Genomic DNA, 14648 nt, shown 5'->3' with positions numbered 1-14648 from the left:
AATCATGACCGCAGCCCGCCTCCGCCGCCTGCTGACCGGCGCCTATCTGGTCCTGTTCTTCGGCTATCTGTTCCTGCCGCTGGGCATCATGGCGGCGGCGACCTTCAACAGCAGCCGCTTTCCCACCGTGACGCCCTGGATGGGGTTCACGCTGAGCTGGTTCCAGGCGCTGTGGGACGACCAGCGCATGTGGGCGGCGCTGGGCACCAGCCTGCTGGTCGGGGCGGGAGTGATCGCGCTGGCGGTGCCGCTGGGGCTGGCGGCGGCCCTGCTGCTCGACCGGCTGCACAGCCGGGCCAAGACCTTCCTCTACGCGCTGATGGTGTCGCCGCTGCTGACGCCGGGGGTGATCGTCGGCATCTCCACCCTGGTGTTCTGGCGGGAATGGTTCGGGGTCAGCGGCGGGCTGTTCCTGACCGTGGTGGCGCAGTCCAGCTTCATCGCCGCCTATGCCATGCTGCTGTTCTCGGCAAGGCTGGAGCGGTTCGATCCGCTGCTGGAGGAGGCGGCACTCGACCTCGGCGCCACGCATGGGCAGGTTTTCCGGCGCATCACGCTGCCGTACCTGATGCCGGCGATCCTGTCGGCGGCCCTGCTGGCGTTCCTGCAGAGCTTCGAGAACTACAACACCACGCTGTTCGTGCGCGGGCTGGACACCACCCTGACCGTCTACATCGCGACCAAGGTGCGCACCGGCCTGACCCCGGCGGTCAACGCGCTCTCGCTGGTGCTGATCGCGCTGACCATCCTGGGCGCCGTCGTCTACGAGATCCTGCGCCGGCGCGAGGCGCGCCGGCAGGCAGGGGCCGCAGCGGCTTTGGAGCCGGCGTAAGCGTCAGTCTTCTTCCGCCTCGTCGGCGTCCGCCTCGATCTGGGCGGCGAGGTCGCGCAGCATGTCGATGACGTCTTCGTGGCTGGTCTCGTCCACGGCGGCGTTCACCGCGGCCTCGATCATGGCGACGGCGATGTAGGGGCCGAGCGGGCCACCTTCCTTGATCGCCTCATCCAGATGCTTTTCGGCGATCGACAGCGCCTTTTCGAACAGCGCCTCGGCCGTCTGGTTGGTGGTGTCCTTGCTCATCGTCCGGTCCGTTGCGGAGGGGTTGGTCCGACTCCAATAACACGGCCCATCGGGGATTGGCGCGGGAATTCGCGGGGTCCACTGGAAATATGGCGCGAATTGAGGCCGTAAAGCGGGAAGCCGGGCTTGCGCCGCTCCGGACCATACGCCACAGTCCGGGGATGCATTGACCTATACGGTAAGGAAGACGGCATGACCGGCACGCCCGACCTGACCAGCCCCGGCCTCTATCGCTTCTGGTGGGAGGAGCGCGTGCGCTTCAACGACCTGGACGCGGTCGGGCACGTCAACAACAACGCGATCGGCGTCTTCTTCGAACAGGCGCGCATCGCCCTGCTGCATGGCGCCGGCGGCTTCCGCGACGAGGATCCCTGGACCGTCGTGCTGGCCCGGAGCCTGATCGAATACAAGGCGGAGCTGCTCTATCCCAACACCGTGCGGATCGGGGCGCGGACACTGCGGGTCGGCACCAGCTCGATCACGCTGGGCTGCGCCATCTTCCTGGGCGACCGCTGCATCGCCACCCAGGAAGCGGTGGCGGTGATCGTCGACAAGGCTGCCCATCGTCCGACGCCGATCCCGGAACCGTTGCGCGCCAAGCTGCTGGAGGCGTAAAGGGGGGCGTTGTCGCTCTGCATCTCCCCACGGACATCCACCATGACCCGCCCCGCCAAGCGCCCTTTCACCAAGGGACGCCAGCCGACCCGCAAGACCGCCCAGCCGCCTGTCGAGGCGCGGGAGATGGAGGTGTCCATCACCGACGTCGGTGCGCGCGGTGACGGGCTGGCGTTCGCTGACGGCTTGCGCCTGTTCGTGCCCTATACGGTGACGGGCGACCGCGTGCGCGTACGTGTTGCCGAAAGCGACGGGAAAGGCGAGGGCGTACGGGCCGAACTGCTGGAGGTGCTGGAACCCGGCCCCGGCCGCCAGACACCGCCCTGCCGGCATTTCGGCCGCTGCGGTGGCTGTACGCTCCAGCAGATGGACGATGCGACGTACGCCGGCTGGAACGTCGGGATGGTGCGCGGGGCGCTGGAGCGGGTGGGGCTGGGCGATGTCGCGATGGAGCCGCTGGCGCGGACGCCGGCCGGGGCCCGGCGCCGCGCCCGCTTCGCGGCGCTGAAGCGGGGCAAACGGGTCTGGTTCGGCTTCAACGAGCGGCAGAGCCACCGGCTGGTCGATCTGGAGGAGTGCCCGGTCCTGGCGCCCCGCCTGTTCGCGTTGGTGGAGCCTCTGCGGACCCTGCTGAACGGCCTGCTGCCGGACGGCGGCGATGCCGACGTCGTGCTGACCGATCTGGAGGGCGGGGTGGACCTGCTGCTGGTCGGGCCGCGTAGCCTGGACCGTGCGGCGCGCGAGGCGCTGGTCGGGTTCGAGCCGCAGCGCGTCGCCCGCATCAATTGGCAGCCGACCGACCGCGCGGCAGCGGAGCCGGTGGCGAACCGACGGCCGGCCTTCATCCGTTTCGCAGGCGTTCCGATCCAGCCGCCGCCCGGCGCCTTCCTCCAGGCGAGTGCCGAGGGTGAGGCGGCCCTGGTCGCCGCGGTGCGTGACGGGGTGGGGCAGGCCGCCCGCATCGCCGACCTGTTCGCCGGCATCGGCACCTTTTCCATTCCGCTTGCGCAACAGGCTGCGGTCCATGCGGTCGAAGGCGACGAGGCGGCGGTGGCGGCGCTTGGCCGTTCGGTGCAGGGGCTGCGGCTGACGGCGGAGCGGCGCGACCTGTTCGAGAACCCGCTGAGCGCCAGGGAACTCAATCGTTACGATGCCGTGGTGTTCGATCCGCCGCGCGCCGGTGCGGCGGCCCAGGCGGGAACGCTCGCCGGAGCCAAGGTGCCGCGGGTGGTGGGGGTGTCCTGCAACCCCGCCAGCTTCGCCCGCGACGCGCGGGTTCTGGTGGATGGCGGCTATCGTCTGGTGAAGGTCTGGCCGGTCGACCAGTTCCTGTGGTCGGCCCATGTGGAACTGGTCGGGCTGTTCGAGCGGTAAAGGACTACAAAGACGTGGATTACAGCGGCCGCCGTGCCTTCAGCGCGGCGGTCAGCGTGCCGTCGTCGAGATAGTCCAGTTCGCCGCCGACCGGGACGCCATGGGCGAGGCGGGAGACAGACACGTCGGAGTCGGTCAGGCGGTCGGTCACCACATGGGCGGTGGTCTGGCCGTCGACGGTGGCGTTCAGCGCCAGGATGATCTCGCGCACCGCCGGGTCCTTGGCACGCTCGGCGAGGCCGGCGATGTTCAGATCGTCGGGACCGACGCCCTGCAAGGCCGAAAGCAGGCCGCCCAGCACATGATAGGTGCCGCGGAAGGCGCGGGTGCGCTCCAGCGCCCACAGGTCGCCGGCATCCTCCACCACGCAGATGACCGACCGGTCGCGCGTGGGGTCGGAGCAGACGGTGCAGGGATCCCGGCTGTCCAGATTGCCGCAGACGGAGCAGGCGCGGATCGATTCGCCGGCCGCCGCCATCGCTTCCGACAGGGGCACCAGCAGGCTGTCCCGCCGCTTCATCAGATGCAGCGCCGCCCGCCGCGCCGACCGGGGACCTAGCCCCGGCAGCTTGGACAGCAGCTGGATCAGGCGTTCGATTTCAGGTCCGATCATCGATGTGCAAATCCGCCTCTCCCCTCCGGGGAGAGGGGATTCTCACAAAAGACTATTGGATCAGAACGGCAGCTTGATGCCCGGCGGCAGCTTGAGGCCGCCCATCATCTTCGAGGTCTCCTCGGCGACGTGCTGCTCGACCTTCTTCTTGGCGTCGTTGAAGGCGGCGACGATCAGGTCCTCCAGAACCTCGACGTCCTCGGGATCGACGACGGACTTGTCGAGCTTGACCTTCTTCATCTCGCTCTTGCCGTTGACGGTCACGACGACCATGCCGGCGGCGCTCTGGCCGGTCACTTCGACCTGCTCCAGGCTCGCCTGCATTTCCTGCATCTTGGCCTGCATCTGCTGGGCCTGCTTCATCATGTTGCCGATATTCTTCATCGGTCAGTACTCTCCTTCGTCGTCGAGGGGGTAATACACCCCATCGTCCTGCTGCTGAACCATGAAATCGGGTGTCTCGCCGTCATCCGCAACCGCCGCACTCTCCGCCGCGGCAACTTCGGCGAGGTCGCGGACGTCGATGATCTTCGCTCCGCTGAAGGCGTCGAGCACGGCGCGCACCACCGGGTTGGCCTCCGCCTCGGCCCAGGCGCGGTTCTTTTCGGCCTGATCCTGCTCGGCCAGCGTCGGCTGCGCCGGGCCGTCCGACAGCGCGACGATCCAGCGCTGGCCGGTCCATTCGGTCAGGAACTGCCCGACCTTGGCCGGCAGGGTCGGCGGGGCGGCCGGGCGGAGCTTCAGCTCCAGCCGGCCCGGCTCCATGCGGACCAGCTGCACCGTCTCCATCAGATAGCCGTAGAGCGCGCCCTCGCGCTGCTCGGAGAACAGCTGCACCAGCGCACGGAAGTCGTGCGGCATCGGCGACAGTTCTTCTCCGGCCGCAATGGGGGCCGGAGTGGCCATGGGGGCGGGTGCCGCCTGCGCCACCGGAGCGCTCTGCGGCTGGGCGGAGCCCATGGAGCGGGCGACGGCGTGGGTCGCCATGGAGGAAGGTTGGGTGGCGACGGCAACCGGTCCGCCATTGCCGCCGGGACCACGGCCCATCGGGGCGCCGGCTCCACCGGAGGCCTGTTGGGCCTGGAACTGGCGGATCAGCTCGCCCGGGGTCGGCAGGTCGGCGGCGTAGGACAGGCGGACGATCACCATCTCCAGCGCCTGCTGCGGCACCGGGGCGGCCTGCACCTCGTTCAGCCCCTTCAACAGCAATTGCCAGGCACGGGTCAGCGCCGGCATGCCGAGCTTGGTCGACAGCGAGGCGCCGCGCGTGCGCTCGGCTTCCGGCAGGGAGGGGTCGTTGGCGCTGTCCGGCACCACCTTCAGGCGGGTCAGATTGTGGACGAGGTCGAGCAGATCCTGGAGGATCACCACCGGATCGGCGCCGACGCGGTGCAGGTCGGCCAGGATGTCCATCGCCTCGGCCGGCTTGGCGGAGACGGCGGCCTCGAACAGGTCGATGACGCGGGTGCGGTCGGCCAGTCCCAGCATGTCGCGCACCTGCTGCGCGGTGACGGTGCCGGCGGCGAGTGCTATGGCCTGATCGAGCAGCGACAGACCGTCGCGCACCGACCCGTCGGCGGCCCGCGCGATCAGCGAGGCGGCGTCGCCCTCGATGTCGGCGCCTTCCAGGGCGGTGACGCGGGTGAAATGTTCCTTCAACACCTGGGCGTCGACGCGGCGCAGGTCGAAACGCTGGCAGCGCGACAGCACCGTCACCGGCACCTTGCGGATTTCTGTGGTGGCGAAGACGAACTTCACATGGCTCGGCGGTTCCTCCAGCGTCTTCAGGAGCGCGTTGAACGCGCTCTTGGAGAGCATGTGGACCTCGTCGATGATGTAGAGCTTGTAGCGGGCCGAAACGGGCGCGTAGCGCACGCCGTCGATGATCTCGCGGATGTCGTCGACGCCGGTGTGGCTGGCGGCGTCCATCTCCATCACGTCGACGTGGCGGTCTTCCGCGATGGCGCGGCAATTGTCGCAGACGCCGCAGGGGCTGACCGTCGGCCCGCCGGTGCCGTCCGGGCCGGTGCAGTTCAGCGCGCGGGCGATGATGCGGGCGGTGGTGGTCTTGCCGACGCCGCGCACGCCGGTCAGCATGAAGGCCTGGGCGATGCGGCCGGACTGGATGGCGTTGGTCAGGGTGCGGACCAGCGCGTCCTGGCCGATCAACTCGTCGAAGGTCTTCGGCCGGTATTTGCGCGCCAGCACCCGGTAAGCCTGCCCGGTGGCGGGAGCGGAGGCGGCGGTGATTTCGGCTGTGGTATCGGTCACGCGGCTGGCCTGTCGAAACGACGGGAGGGGAATTTCGGGCCGCAGGATAGCGTCCCGGCACCGCGCTGTCGCCGTCTGTTTCGTGCTGGCAATTTTTGCAGAGGGTGGGAGACTGGACGAACGACCCGAGCCGTAACTCGTTGCGGCTGCTTCCTTCCGGACCTGACCGGGTTGGCGAGGGACTCGTCCGACGCCAGTCTCCCGCCGCTGTTATGGGCATTCGCGCGGCGGGATGCAAGGGGAAACGGGTCGTGGGTCAGGGCAGCGTGGCGGATTATGGGCAATTATTTTTCGGACTGTAATTTATGGTTCCAGCCATAATCGGTCATAAAGGGGGTTGTGGAAGCCTTTGTCCTCCCACGGGCGGCCAGGACCAATGAAAAAGGGGGATGCCGCGGCACCCCCCCCCTTCTCGACTGCGTGGGATCAAACGCCCCTTACTTCTTCAGCGCCGCCACACCCGGCAGCTCCTTGCCTTCCAGCCATTCCAGGAAGGCGCCGCCGGCGGCGGACACGTAGGTGAACTTGTCCTCGGCCCCGGCATGGGCCAGCGCCGCCACGGTGTCGCCGCCGCCGGCGACCGACAGCAGGCCGCCGGCCTCGGTGCGGGCCGCCACCAGACCGGCCACCCCGTTGGTGCCGGCGTCGAAGGGCTGGATCTCGAAGGCGCCGAGCGGACCATTCCAGACGATGGTCTTGGCGCCCTGGAGCTTCACGCCCAGGAACTCGACGGTCGCCGGGCCGATGTCCAGCGCCATCTCGTCGGCGCCGATGGCGTCGAAGGCGACGACGCGGTTGGCGGCACCGGCCTTGAACTCCTTGGCGACGACGAAGTCCTTCGGCAGCAGGATCTCGCAGTTTGCGTCCTTGGCGGTCGCCATGATGGCGCGGGCCTGGTCGGCCATGTCCTTCTCGCACAGCGAGGCGCCGACGTCGGTGCCCTGGGCGAACAGGAAGGTGTTGGCCATGCCGCCGCCCAGCACCAGCAGGTCCACCTTGCGGACCATGTTGCCGAGCAACTCCAGCTTGGTGGAGATCTTCGCACCGCCGACGACGGCGGCGACCGGGCGCTCCGGCTTCTCCAGCGCCAGCGTCAGGGCCTTCAGCTCGGCTTCCATCAGGCGGCCGGCGGCGTTCGGCAGCAGGCGGGCGACGCCCTCGGTCGAGGCATGGGCGCGGTGGGCGGCGGAGAAGGCGTCGTTGACGTAGAGGTCGCCCAACGCGGCCATCTCCTTGGCGAAAGCCGGGTCGTTCTTTTCCTCTTCGGCGTGGAAGCGGGTGTTCTCCAGCAGGACGATGGCGCCGTCATGCACCTTGGCGATGGCCTCCTTGGCCTTGTCGCCGACGCAATCCTCGGCGAAGGCGACCTTCTGGCCGACGGCGGCGCTGAGAGCGTCCAGCACGTTGCGCAAGGAGTTCTTGGCGTCCGGACCGTTCTTCGGGCGACCGAAATGCGACAGGACCACGACCTTGGCGCCCTTGGAGGACAGCTCCTTCAGGGTGGGGGCGAGGCGGTCGATGCGGGTGGTGTCGGACACCTTGCCGTCCTGCATCGGAACGTTCAGGTCGGCGCGGACCAGCACCGTCTTGCCGCTGACCTCAAGGTCGTCGATCGTGTTGAAATCGGTCATCGTCACACTTCCCCAATTATGGCCGGTCCCATCGGAACAGGCCGTTTCAGTTTGCGGGAACCCAACCACAGGCCTGCACGCTTTGCAACGCCCCAGGGGTGGGGTGAAATGGGGCATAATGACCCTGCAACCACCTGTACGAAGCCATGGTCCGGCTGCTCCGGAACGGATCGGGATGCAGGGCATGGGGGCACTGCAACCGCAGGCTCCTGCAACATTTCGGTAACTTGACCCTGTCCATGGGCTGTGCAAACACCCAACTGTAGGCCATTGGGCCGCAAAACGGGGGTTGAAGCGCAGGCGATGGCTGAGGCCGAGATCAACCGCGAGACGGAATTGAAGCTGGCGGCGAAGCCGGAAGACTTCGACAGGCTGCGCGCCGCTTCCGCCATCGCAGACCGGGCCACCGGCCCGGCGGCGACACGGACCCTGGAAAGCACCTATTACGACACCGAGGACCGCCGGCTCGCCGCGCGCAAGGTGACGCTGCGGGTGCGCAAGACCGGCGACGGCTTCGTCCAGACGGTCAAGTCGGCCCCGGACGAGGACGGTCTCGGGCGCGGCGAATGGGAATGCGCGGTGACCTCCGCCGTTCCCGACCTGACGCTGATCGCCGATGCCGAAGCCATCGAGTTGCTGGGCTCGCTCAGTGACTCGGACCTGCGGCCGGTCTTCACCTCCATCGTCGAACGCACCACCCAGGACGTGAGGCTGGGCGACGGCGACGACGCCACCGTGATCGAGATCGCTTTCGACCGTGGCCGGATCGAGCTGCCGGACGGGCAGTCGCGCGACCTGTGCGAGGTCGAACTTGAACTCAAGAGCGGCATGCCCGCCGCGCTCTACGATCTGGCGCAGGAACTGGCGCAGGCCGCACCGCTGCGGCTGGAGATGCGGACCAAGGCGGAACGCGGCCACGCGTTGGCCAGCGGCTTGGCCGAAAAGGCCCTGAAGGCGGAAAAGCTGTTGCTCGACCCCGAAACCACGGTCGAGGGTGCGGTGGGTCGGATCGTGCGCGCCTGCATCGCCCATATGGTGGCGAACGAGGCGGTGACTCTGGCCGGCGAGGATCCGGAGGGCGTCCACCAGATGCGCGTGGCGCTGCGCCGGCTGCGCTCGGCCACCGCGCTGTTCCGGCCCTTCATTCCGGCCACGCAATATCTGTGGCTGGTCGGCGAGATCAAATGGCTGGCCGGCAGCCTGGGGCCGGCGCGTGACTGGGACGTGTTCGGCGAGGAGCTGCTGGCACCGGTGCGCGACGCCTTCCACAAGGCCGACGGGCATGGCCGTTCGGCGGTCGAGGATCTCGACGCGCTGGCGGCGGCGGCCGAGGCCAAGCGGCTGCGCGCCTATGAGGGCGTGCGCGAGGCGATCCGGTCGGACCGTTACACCGCCTTCCTGCTGGGCGTCGGCAGCTGGGTGGAGAAGCGCGGCTGGCGCGACCAGCCGGTCAGCGAGGAATCGGTGCGGCTGTTCCAGCCGGTGATCGGGCTGGCCGACCATCTGCTGAACAAGCGCCACAAGAAGGCCAAGCGGGCCGGCCACGGCTTCGCCCATCTGCCGGTGGCCCAGCGCCACCAGCTGCGCATCGCCCTGAAGAAGCTGCGCTATGCCGTGGAGTTCTTCCGCAGCCTGTATGACGACAAGCCGGTGCGCCGCTACATCCAGCAGATGGCCGCCTTCCAGGACGCGCTGGGGCATCTGAACGACGTGGCGACGGCGACCCGGCTGTTGCACGAACTGCATGACGACGGCAGCCGCTCGGCCCCCGGCGAGCCGCGCGCCGCCGGCATCGTCATCGGCTGGCATGCCCGCGGGGTGGCCGACACCGAGGCGGCGCTGGTCGCCCTGTGGCATGATTTCATCGACACCAAGCATTTCTGGTCGAAGCCGGACGCCGGGGTGTAGAGTCCACGGCCATGCTCACGATCCTCGTCGCCAACATCAAGGGCGGCTGCGGCAAGACGACCGTCGCCACCCATCTCGCCGCCGCGTCCGCCGCGGCCGGCCTGTCCACCGTGCTGGCCGACGTGGACCGTCAGCGCTCCTCGCTCGGCTGGCTGGAGCGCCGGCCGGAGAAGGCGCCGGCCCTGGTCGGGCTCGACTGGGCCAAGGACTTCACCGACACGCCGCGCGGCACCAAGCGGCTGGTGATCGACGCGCCCGCCGCGCTGAAGACCAAGCAGATCGAGGATCTGGTGAAGATGGCCGACATCGTCGTGCTGCCGGTGCTGCCCGGCGCCTTCGACGAACAGGCGACCCAGCGCTTCCTGGTCAAGCTCGACGAGCTGAAGCGGATCGCCAAGAAGAAGACAACGGTGGCGGTGGTCGGCAACCGCATGCGCGCCCGCACCAAGGCCGCCGACCGGCTCGACCGTTTCCTGGGCGGCATCGGCCATCAGGTGGTGACGCGGCTGCGCGACAGCCAGATCTATGCCGACGCGGCCGAAAGCGGCCTCAGCCTGTTCGACATGCCGGGCAAGCGCGCCGCCGAGCATCGCGGCGACTGGCAGCCGCTGCTGAGCTACATCGACGGGGTCTGAGGGGCAGGCACAAGGGCCTCACCCCTGCGGACAGCCCTCCTGCCGCCAGCGGGCGAGATAATCGTCCAGGCCGCGGCCGGGGATCTCGTCGAACCGGCGCTCCAGCGCCAGCAGGCTGTCCATGCGGTCGATGCGGAAGCTGCGGAACTCCTCGCGCAGCTCGCACCAGGCGCCGAGCGTCCACACACGCCCCCAGAAGAACAGGCCCAGCGGCTGGACCGCGCGGGCGGAATGGGTGCCGTCCTGGCGCCGGTAGTCGAACATCACCACGCGTCTGGCGTTGATGGCACAGCGCAGCACGTCCATCCGGTCGCGCAGGGCGGCGGGGAAGGAGAAATCGGGGACGAAGACGCGGCTGTCGGCCAGTTCGCGCCGCCGCGCCTCCGGCACCGCCGCCTCCACCTTGTCGAGCGCGCGGGCGGCGGCATCGGCCAGCGCGCCGCCGACCCAGGCGCGGGCGAGGCGGGCGCCGACGACAAGCGCCTCCACCTCGTCCCGGGTGAACATCAGCGGCGGCAGGTCGTAGCCGTCGCGCAGCAGATAGCCGACGCCGGCCTCGCCCTCCACCGGCACGCCGGAGGAGGCGAGGTCGCGCATGTCGCGGTAGACGGTGCGCTCCGACACCTCCAGGCACCGCGCCAGCTCGGCAGCCGTCACCAGCCGCCCCTTGCGGAGATGCTGGACGATCTGGAACAGACGGTCGGCGCGGCGCATGGCGGCGGTTCCGGCAGGGAGGATCAGTGCATCGAATAGAGGCCGATGCGGTTGCCCTCGCTGTCGATGAGCTGGGCGAAATAACCGATTTCGGGGGTGATGAGCGTCTTCGGCACGACGATGCGGGCGCCGGCCTGCTCGGCACGGGCCAGCGGGGCGGACAGGTCGTCGCCGCCGTTCAGATAGACGGTGGTGCCGTCGGCGCTGGGCTTGCAGCCCTCATGCTGGATCAGGCAGCCCTTGACGGCGGTGCCCTCGGCCGGGAAGACGGCCATGGTCATGCCGCTGGGGCAGGGTTCCTGGACCAGCTTGGTGGCGAAGACGGTCTCGTAGAAGCGGACGGCGCGGGCGAGGTCGGTGACGGGAATCTCGAACCAGGTGACGACGTGCGGGATGGTCATCGGAGTGGCTCCTGACAGAGGGGAGGGAGATGTTCGTGGTTCGTGCCGGCACGCCCTCTTGATAGCACACCTCCTCCTGACAGCGTGATGTCAGGAGCAATCGGTCCCCTCAATGAAAATTGCGGCCCTTGGGGAAGGGGCCGGCGGCGGGGCGGTCCTCGCCGGTCAGTTCTGCCAGCCGGTGGGTCAGGTCGATCAGCGTTTCCACGCGCAGATGCACCACCCCGTCGTGATTCTGTACCCGGCCGGTGGCGGCCAGCATCCGGGCGGTCATGATCGGGCGGCGGAAGGTCTCGAAGGCGTCGGGCATGACGACGAGGTTGGCGATCCCGGTCTCGTCCTCCAGCGTGAGGAAGACGATGCCCTCGGCGCTGCCCGGCCGCTGGCGGACCAGGACGAGGCCGGCGGCGGTCAGGCGCCGGCCGTCGCGCGTCTGGGCCAGCCGCTCCGCCGGAGTGATGCCGGGCAGGCCGTCGCGCAGCAGGGCCAGCGGGTGGGCCTTCAGCGACAGGGACAGGCTGCCGTAATCCATCACCACATGCTCGCCCAGCGCCATGGCGGGCAGGGGGGCTTCGGGTTCTTCCGCCATCGGGCCATCAAGTCTCTCGAACAGTGGTAGCGGCGTGTCGCCCAGCGCCCGCACCGCCCACAGCGCCGCCCGGCGGTCGAGCCCGACCGAGCGGAAGGCGTCGGCCTTGGCGAGTTTTTCCAGCACCGCGACCGGCAGGCGGGCACGGCGCCACAGGTCGTAAGGGTCGCGATAGCCGCCGGCGCGGGAAAGGACAATCGACTCGGCGTGCTCCGGGGTGAACCCCTTGATGAGGCGGAGGCCGAGACGGAGGGACGAGAAGCCCTCCACCGCGCAATCCCATTCCGACAGGTTCACATCCGGGGGCAGCACCGTCACGCCATGCTCGCGCGCATCACGGACGATCTGGGCGGGGGCGTAGAAGCCCATCGGCTGGCTGTTCAGCAGGGCGGCGGCGAAGATGGCGGGATGGTGGTGCTTGATCCAGGCGGAGACATAGACCAGCAGGGCGAAGCTGGCGGCGTGGCTTTCCGGGAAGCCGTATTCGCCGAACCCCTCGATCTGCTTGAAACAGCGCTCGGCGAAGGCGGGGTCGCAGCCTTTGGCGGTCATGCCGGCGATGAACTTGTCGCGGAACCGCTGGACCTGCCCGGTCTTGCGGAAGGCCGCCATGGCGCGGCGCAACTGGTCGGCCTCCTCGGCGGTGAAGCCGGCGCCGACCATTGCGACCTTCATCGCCTGCTCCTGGAACAGCGGGACACCCAGCGTTCTGCTGAGGACCGGTTCCAGCTCCGGCATCGGATAGGTCACCGGCTCCGCTCCGCTGCGGCGGCGCAGGTAGGGGTGGACCATGCCGCCCTGGATCGGGCCGGGGCGGACGATGGCGACCTCGATCACCAGATCGTAGAACTCCTTCGGCTTCAGCCGCGGCAGCATGCTCATCTGCGCGCGGCTTTCGACCTGGAAGACGCCCAGGCTGTCGGCCCGCCCCAGCATCCCGTAAACCGCGGGATCGTTCTGGGGTACGGTCGCGAGCGTCCAGCGTTGCCCATGCACCCGCTCGATCAGGTCGAAGGCCCGATGGATGCAGGTCAGCATGCCGAGCGCCAGCACGTCGACCTTCAGGATGCCCAGCGCGTCGATGTCGTCCTTGTCCCACTCGATGGTGGTGCGGTCCTCCATCGCCGCGTTGGCGACCGGGCAGAGGTCGGACAGGGGGCCGCGGGTGATGACGAAGCCGCCGACATGCTGCGACAGGTGGCGGGGGAAGCCGATCAGCTCCTGGGCCAGTTCCAGCGTGCGCTTGAGCCTCGGGTCGTCAGGATCGACGCCGAGTTTGCGGGCGCGCTCCTCGTCGACGCCGTCGCGGCTCCAGCCCCAGATCGAGCCGGTCAGCCGCGCCACCAGATCGGCCGACAGCCCCATCGCCTTGCCGACCTCGCGCAGGGCGCTGCGGGCACGGTAGCGGATGACGGTGGCGGTCAGCCCGGCGCGGTGACGTCCATACTTCTTATAAATGTGCTGGATCACCTCCTCGCGTCGCTCATGCTCGAAATCGACGTCGATGTCCGGCGGCTCGCCGCGGGCGCTGGAGATGAAGCGCTCGAACAGCAGATCGACCTCGGTGGGATCGACCGAGGTGATGGCCAGGCAATAGCAGACGGCGGAGTTGGCGGCGCTGCCGCGGCCCTGGCACAGGATGTCCTGTTCCCTGGCGAATCGGACGATGTCGTGAACGGTCAGGAAGTAAGGGGCGTAGCGCTGGTCGGCGATCAGGGCCAGTTCGCGTTCCACCGTGTGGCGCACCGCGTCGGGGATGCCGCCAGGATAGCGCTTGGCCGCCCCCTCCCAGGTCAGGGCGACCAGCGTTTCCTGCGGGTCGCGGCCCTCCGCCACCTCGTCGGGATAGTCGTACCGCAGCTCGTCCAGCGAGAAGCGGCAGGCCTCGGCGATCTCGACCGTGCGGGCGACGGCGTCGGGTTGGTCGCGGAACAGGCGGCGCATCTCGACGGCCGGTTTCAGGTGGCGCTCGGCATTGGCGGACAGGCGCCAGCCGGCCTCGTCGATGGTGGTGTGGTGGCGGATGCAGGTCATCACGTCGGCCAGAGCCCGCCGTCCGGCGCCGTGATAGAGCACGTCGTTGGTGGCGACCAGCGGCACCCCCTCCGCCTCCGCCAGCCCGGCCAGCCAGCGCAGCCGGCGGGAATCGTCCCCCTGGTAGCGGTGGCTCGCCGCCAGATAGAGCTGTCCGCGCGCCAGCCCGCTGCGCCAGGCGCGCAGTTCGCGCAGGAACGACTCGTCACGCCGGTCGGGGCCGATCAGCAGGAACAGCATGCCCTCGGCATGGGCCAGCACGTCGGCGCGGGCGATGAAGCAGTCTCCCTTCGGCGCCCGCCTCTTGCCCAGAGTCAGCAGCCGCGACAGCCGGGCATAGGCGGCGCGGTCGGTCGGGTAGGCCAGCAGGCTGTCGGCGTCGGTCAGGTCGAGCCGGCAGCCGATCAGCACCCGGAGCCCGAACTTCTTCGCCGCAATGTGCATCTGCACCACCCCGGCCAGCGAATTGCGGTCCGTCACCCCCACCGCCGCCAGCCCGAGTGCCGCCGCCGTCATCGCCAACTCGTCAGGGTGTGACGCCCCCTCCAGGAAGCTGAAGCTGGTGGCGACCTGCAATTCGGCGTAACGGACCATGGCAAGGTTCCCCGGCGCTGGCGGATGGGACTCTCAAGGTGCCGCAAAGTACCACCAGCAACATCTCGCGTAACGGATACACCAGATCGCACGCTTCGCGCCGGTCCTCCGGTATGGAGCCGTCATGCCGGGCTTGGGCCTTCCAACGATTGGCTGCCGAGCGGAATACGAGACGGTTGTCAACGCGG

13 protein-coding genes and 1 other RNA gene are annotated in these 14648 nt (G+C 68.9%); 5 read left to right on the top strand and 9 right to left on the bottom strand.

The features are described from left to right. Positions 1-4 precede the first annotated feature (4 nt). Entirely contained in the window at positions 5-832 is an 828-nt protein-coding gene (locus E6C72_RS02980) for an ABC transporter permease (protein ID WP_109084997.1), read from the top strand. 3 nt (positions 833-835) lie between these two features. Here E6C72_RS02980 and E6C72_RS02975 read toward each other — a convergent pair whose 3' ends face one another. Continuing rightward, positions 836-1081 (bottom strand): hypothetical protein, encoded by a 246-nt coding sequence (locus E6C72_RS02975; RefSeq protein ID WP_014248877.1) that lies wholly within the window; start codon positions 1079-1081, stop codon positions 836-838. A gap of 192 nt (positions 1082-1273) precedes the next feature. Between E6C72_RS02975 and E6C72_RS02970 the strand changes: the two genes are divergently transcribed. Beyond that, complete coding sequence (locus E6C72_RS02970; RefSeq protein ID WP_109084996.1) at positions 1274-1696, top strand: thioesterase family protein; 423 nt, start codon at positions 1274-1276, stop codon at positions 1694-1696. Between the two features lie 42 nt (positions 1697-1738). After that, positions 1739-3070 (top strand): class I SAM-dependent RNA methyltransferase, encoded by a 1332-nt coding sequence (locus E6C72_RS02965; RefSeq protein ID WP_109084995.1) that lies wholly within the window; start codon positions 1739-1741, stop codon positions 3068-3070. 19 nt (positions 3071-3089) lie between these two features. On the opposite strand, the gene recR is transcribed toward E6C72_RS02965, so the two are convergent. From recR to pgk, 5 genes are all read right to left on the bottom strand, one after another. Further along, positions 3090-3683: a recombination mediator RecR gene (recR, locus tag E6C72_RS02960; protein ID WP_042688608.1), complete on the bottom strand. Its 594-nt coding sequence runs from the start codon at positions 3681-3683 to the stop codon at positions 3090-3092. Positions 3684-3743: 60 nt separating this feature from the next. Then, positions 3744-4067 carry a YbaB/EbfC family nucleoid-associated protein gene (locus E6C72_RS02955; RefSeq protein ID WP_063635355.1) on the bottom strand — a complete coding sequence of 108 codons (324 nt, stop codon included), beginning with the start codon at positions 4065-4067 and terminating at the stop codon, positions 3744-3746. Between the two features lie 3 nt (positions 4068-4070). Then, the gene (locus tag E6C72_RS02950; protein WP_109084994.1) at positions 4071-5954 is read right to left on the bottom strand and encodes a DNA polymerase III subunit gamma/tau; all 1884 of its coding nucleotides are present in this window, start codon (positions 5952-5954) and stop codon (positions 4071-4073) included. Positions 5955-6058: 104 nt separating this feature from the next. Further along, positions 6059-6156, bottom strand: an RNA gene (ffs, locus tag E6C72_RS02945) — signal recognition particle sRNA small type. Between the two features lie 235 nt (positions 6157-6391). Further along, positions 6392-7585 carry a phosphoglycerate kinase gene (gene pgk, locus E6C72_RS02940; protein ID WP_109084993.1) on the bottom strand — a complete coding sequence of 398 codons (1194 nt, stop codon included), beginning with the start codon at positions 7583-7585 and terminating at the stop codon, positions 6392-6394. A gap of 303 nt (positions 7586-7888) precedes the next feature. Between pgk and E6C72_RS02935 the strand changes: the two genes are divergently transcribed. After that, positions 7889-9493 (top strand): CYTH and CHAD domain-containing protein, encoded by a 1605-nt coding sequence (locus tag E6C72_RS02935; RefSeq protein ID WP_109084992.1) that lies wholly within the window; start codon positions 7889-7891, stop codon positions 9491-9493. An 11-nt stretch (positions 9494-9504) separates the two neighbouring features. After that, positions 9505-10128, top strand: a complete 624-nt coding sequence (locus tag E6C72_RS02930) for a ParA family protein (RefSeq protein WP_109084991.1) — start codon at positions 9505-9507, stop codon at positions 10126-10128. 18 nt (positions 10129-10146) lie between these two features. Here the strand turns inward: E6C72_RS02930 and E6C72_RS02925 are convergent, their stop codons facing one another. The 3 genes from E6C72_RS02925 to E6C72_RS02915 all read right to left on the bottom strand — a co-directional run bounded on the left by E6C72_RS02925 (position 10147) and on the right by E6C72_RS02915 (position 14460). After that, a complete protein-coding gene (locus E6C72_RS02925; RefSeq protein WP_109084990.1) occupies positions 10147-10842 on the bottom strand; it encodes a YafY family protein in 696 nt (231 codons plus the stop codon). Positions 10843-10865: 23 nt separating this feature from the next. Further along, positions 10866-11243, bottom strand: coding sequence for a VOC family protein (locus tag E6C72_RS02920; protein ID WP_109084989.1), 378 nt, complete (start codon positions 11241-11243; stop codon positions 10866-10868). A gap of 109 nt (positions 11244-11352) precedes the next feature. After that, the gene (locus tag E6C72_RS02915) at positions 11353-14460 is read right to left on the bottom strand and encodes an error-prone DNA polymerase (RefSeq protein WP_109084988.1); all 3108 of its coding nucleotides are present in this window, start codon (positions 14458-14460) and stop codon (positions 11353-11355) included. Between the last annotated feature and the right edge of the window lie 188 nt (positions 14461-14648).

Origin of the sequence: Azospirillum sp. TSH100 (assembly GCF_004923295.1) — a bacterium.
In the GTDB taxonomy this organism is placed as follows: domain Bacteria; phylum Pseudomonadota; class Alphaproteobacteria; order Azospirillales; family Azospirillaceae; genus Azospirillum.
Note: the sequence above shows the minus strand (reverse complement) of the source record. Positions and strands in the feature narration are given on the sequence as shown.

Coding starts and splice junctions, on each gene's coding strand:
- pgk (WP_109084993.1), bottom strand. CDS start 7,585: ATGACCGATTTCAACACGATCGACGACCTTGAGGTCAGCGGCAAGACG.
- E6C72_RS02970 (WP_109084996.1), top strand. CDS start 1,274: ATGACCGGCACGCCCGACCTGACCAGCCCCGGCCTCTATCGCTTCTGG.
- E6C72_RS02965 (WP_109084995.1), top strand. CDS start 1,739: ATGACCCGCCCCGCCAAGCGCCCTTTCACCAAGGGACGCCAGCCGACC.
- E6C72_RS02930 (WP_109084991.1), top strand. CDS start 9,505: ATGCTCACGATCCTCGTCGCCAACATCAAGGGCGGCTGCGGCAAGACG.
- recR (WP_042688608.1), bottom strand. CDS start 3,683: ATGATCGGACCTGAAATCGAACGCCTGATCCAGCTGCTGTCCAAGCTG.
- E6C72_RS02975 (WP_014248877.1), bottom strand. CDS start 1,081: ATGAGCAAGGACACCACCAACCAGACGGCCGAGGCGCTGTTCGAAAAG.
- E6C72_RS02980 (WP_109084997.1), top strand. CDS start 5: ATGACCGCAGCCCGCCTCCGCCGCCTGCTGACCGGCGCCTATCTGGTC.
- E6C72_RS02915 (WP_109084988.1), bottom strand. CDS start 14,460: ATGGTCCGTTACGCCGAATTGCAGGTCGCCACCAGCTTCAGCTTCCTG.
- E6C72_RS02955 (WP_063635355.1), bottom strand. CDS start 4,067: ATGAAGAATATCGGCAACATGATGAAGCAGGCCCAGCAGATGCAGGCC.
- E6C72_RS02920 (WP_109084989.1), bottom strand. CDS start 11,243: ATGACCATCCCGCACGTCGTCACCTGGTTCGAGATTCCCGTCACCGAC.
- E6C72_RS02925 (WP_109084990.1), bottom strand. CDS start 10,842: ATGCGCCGCGCCGACCGTCTGTTCCAGATCGTCCAGCATCTCCGCAAG.
- E6C72_RS02935 (WP_109084992.1), top strand. CDS start 7,889: ATGGCTGAGGCCGAGATCAACCGCGAGACGGAATTGAAGCTGGCGGCG.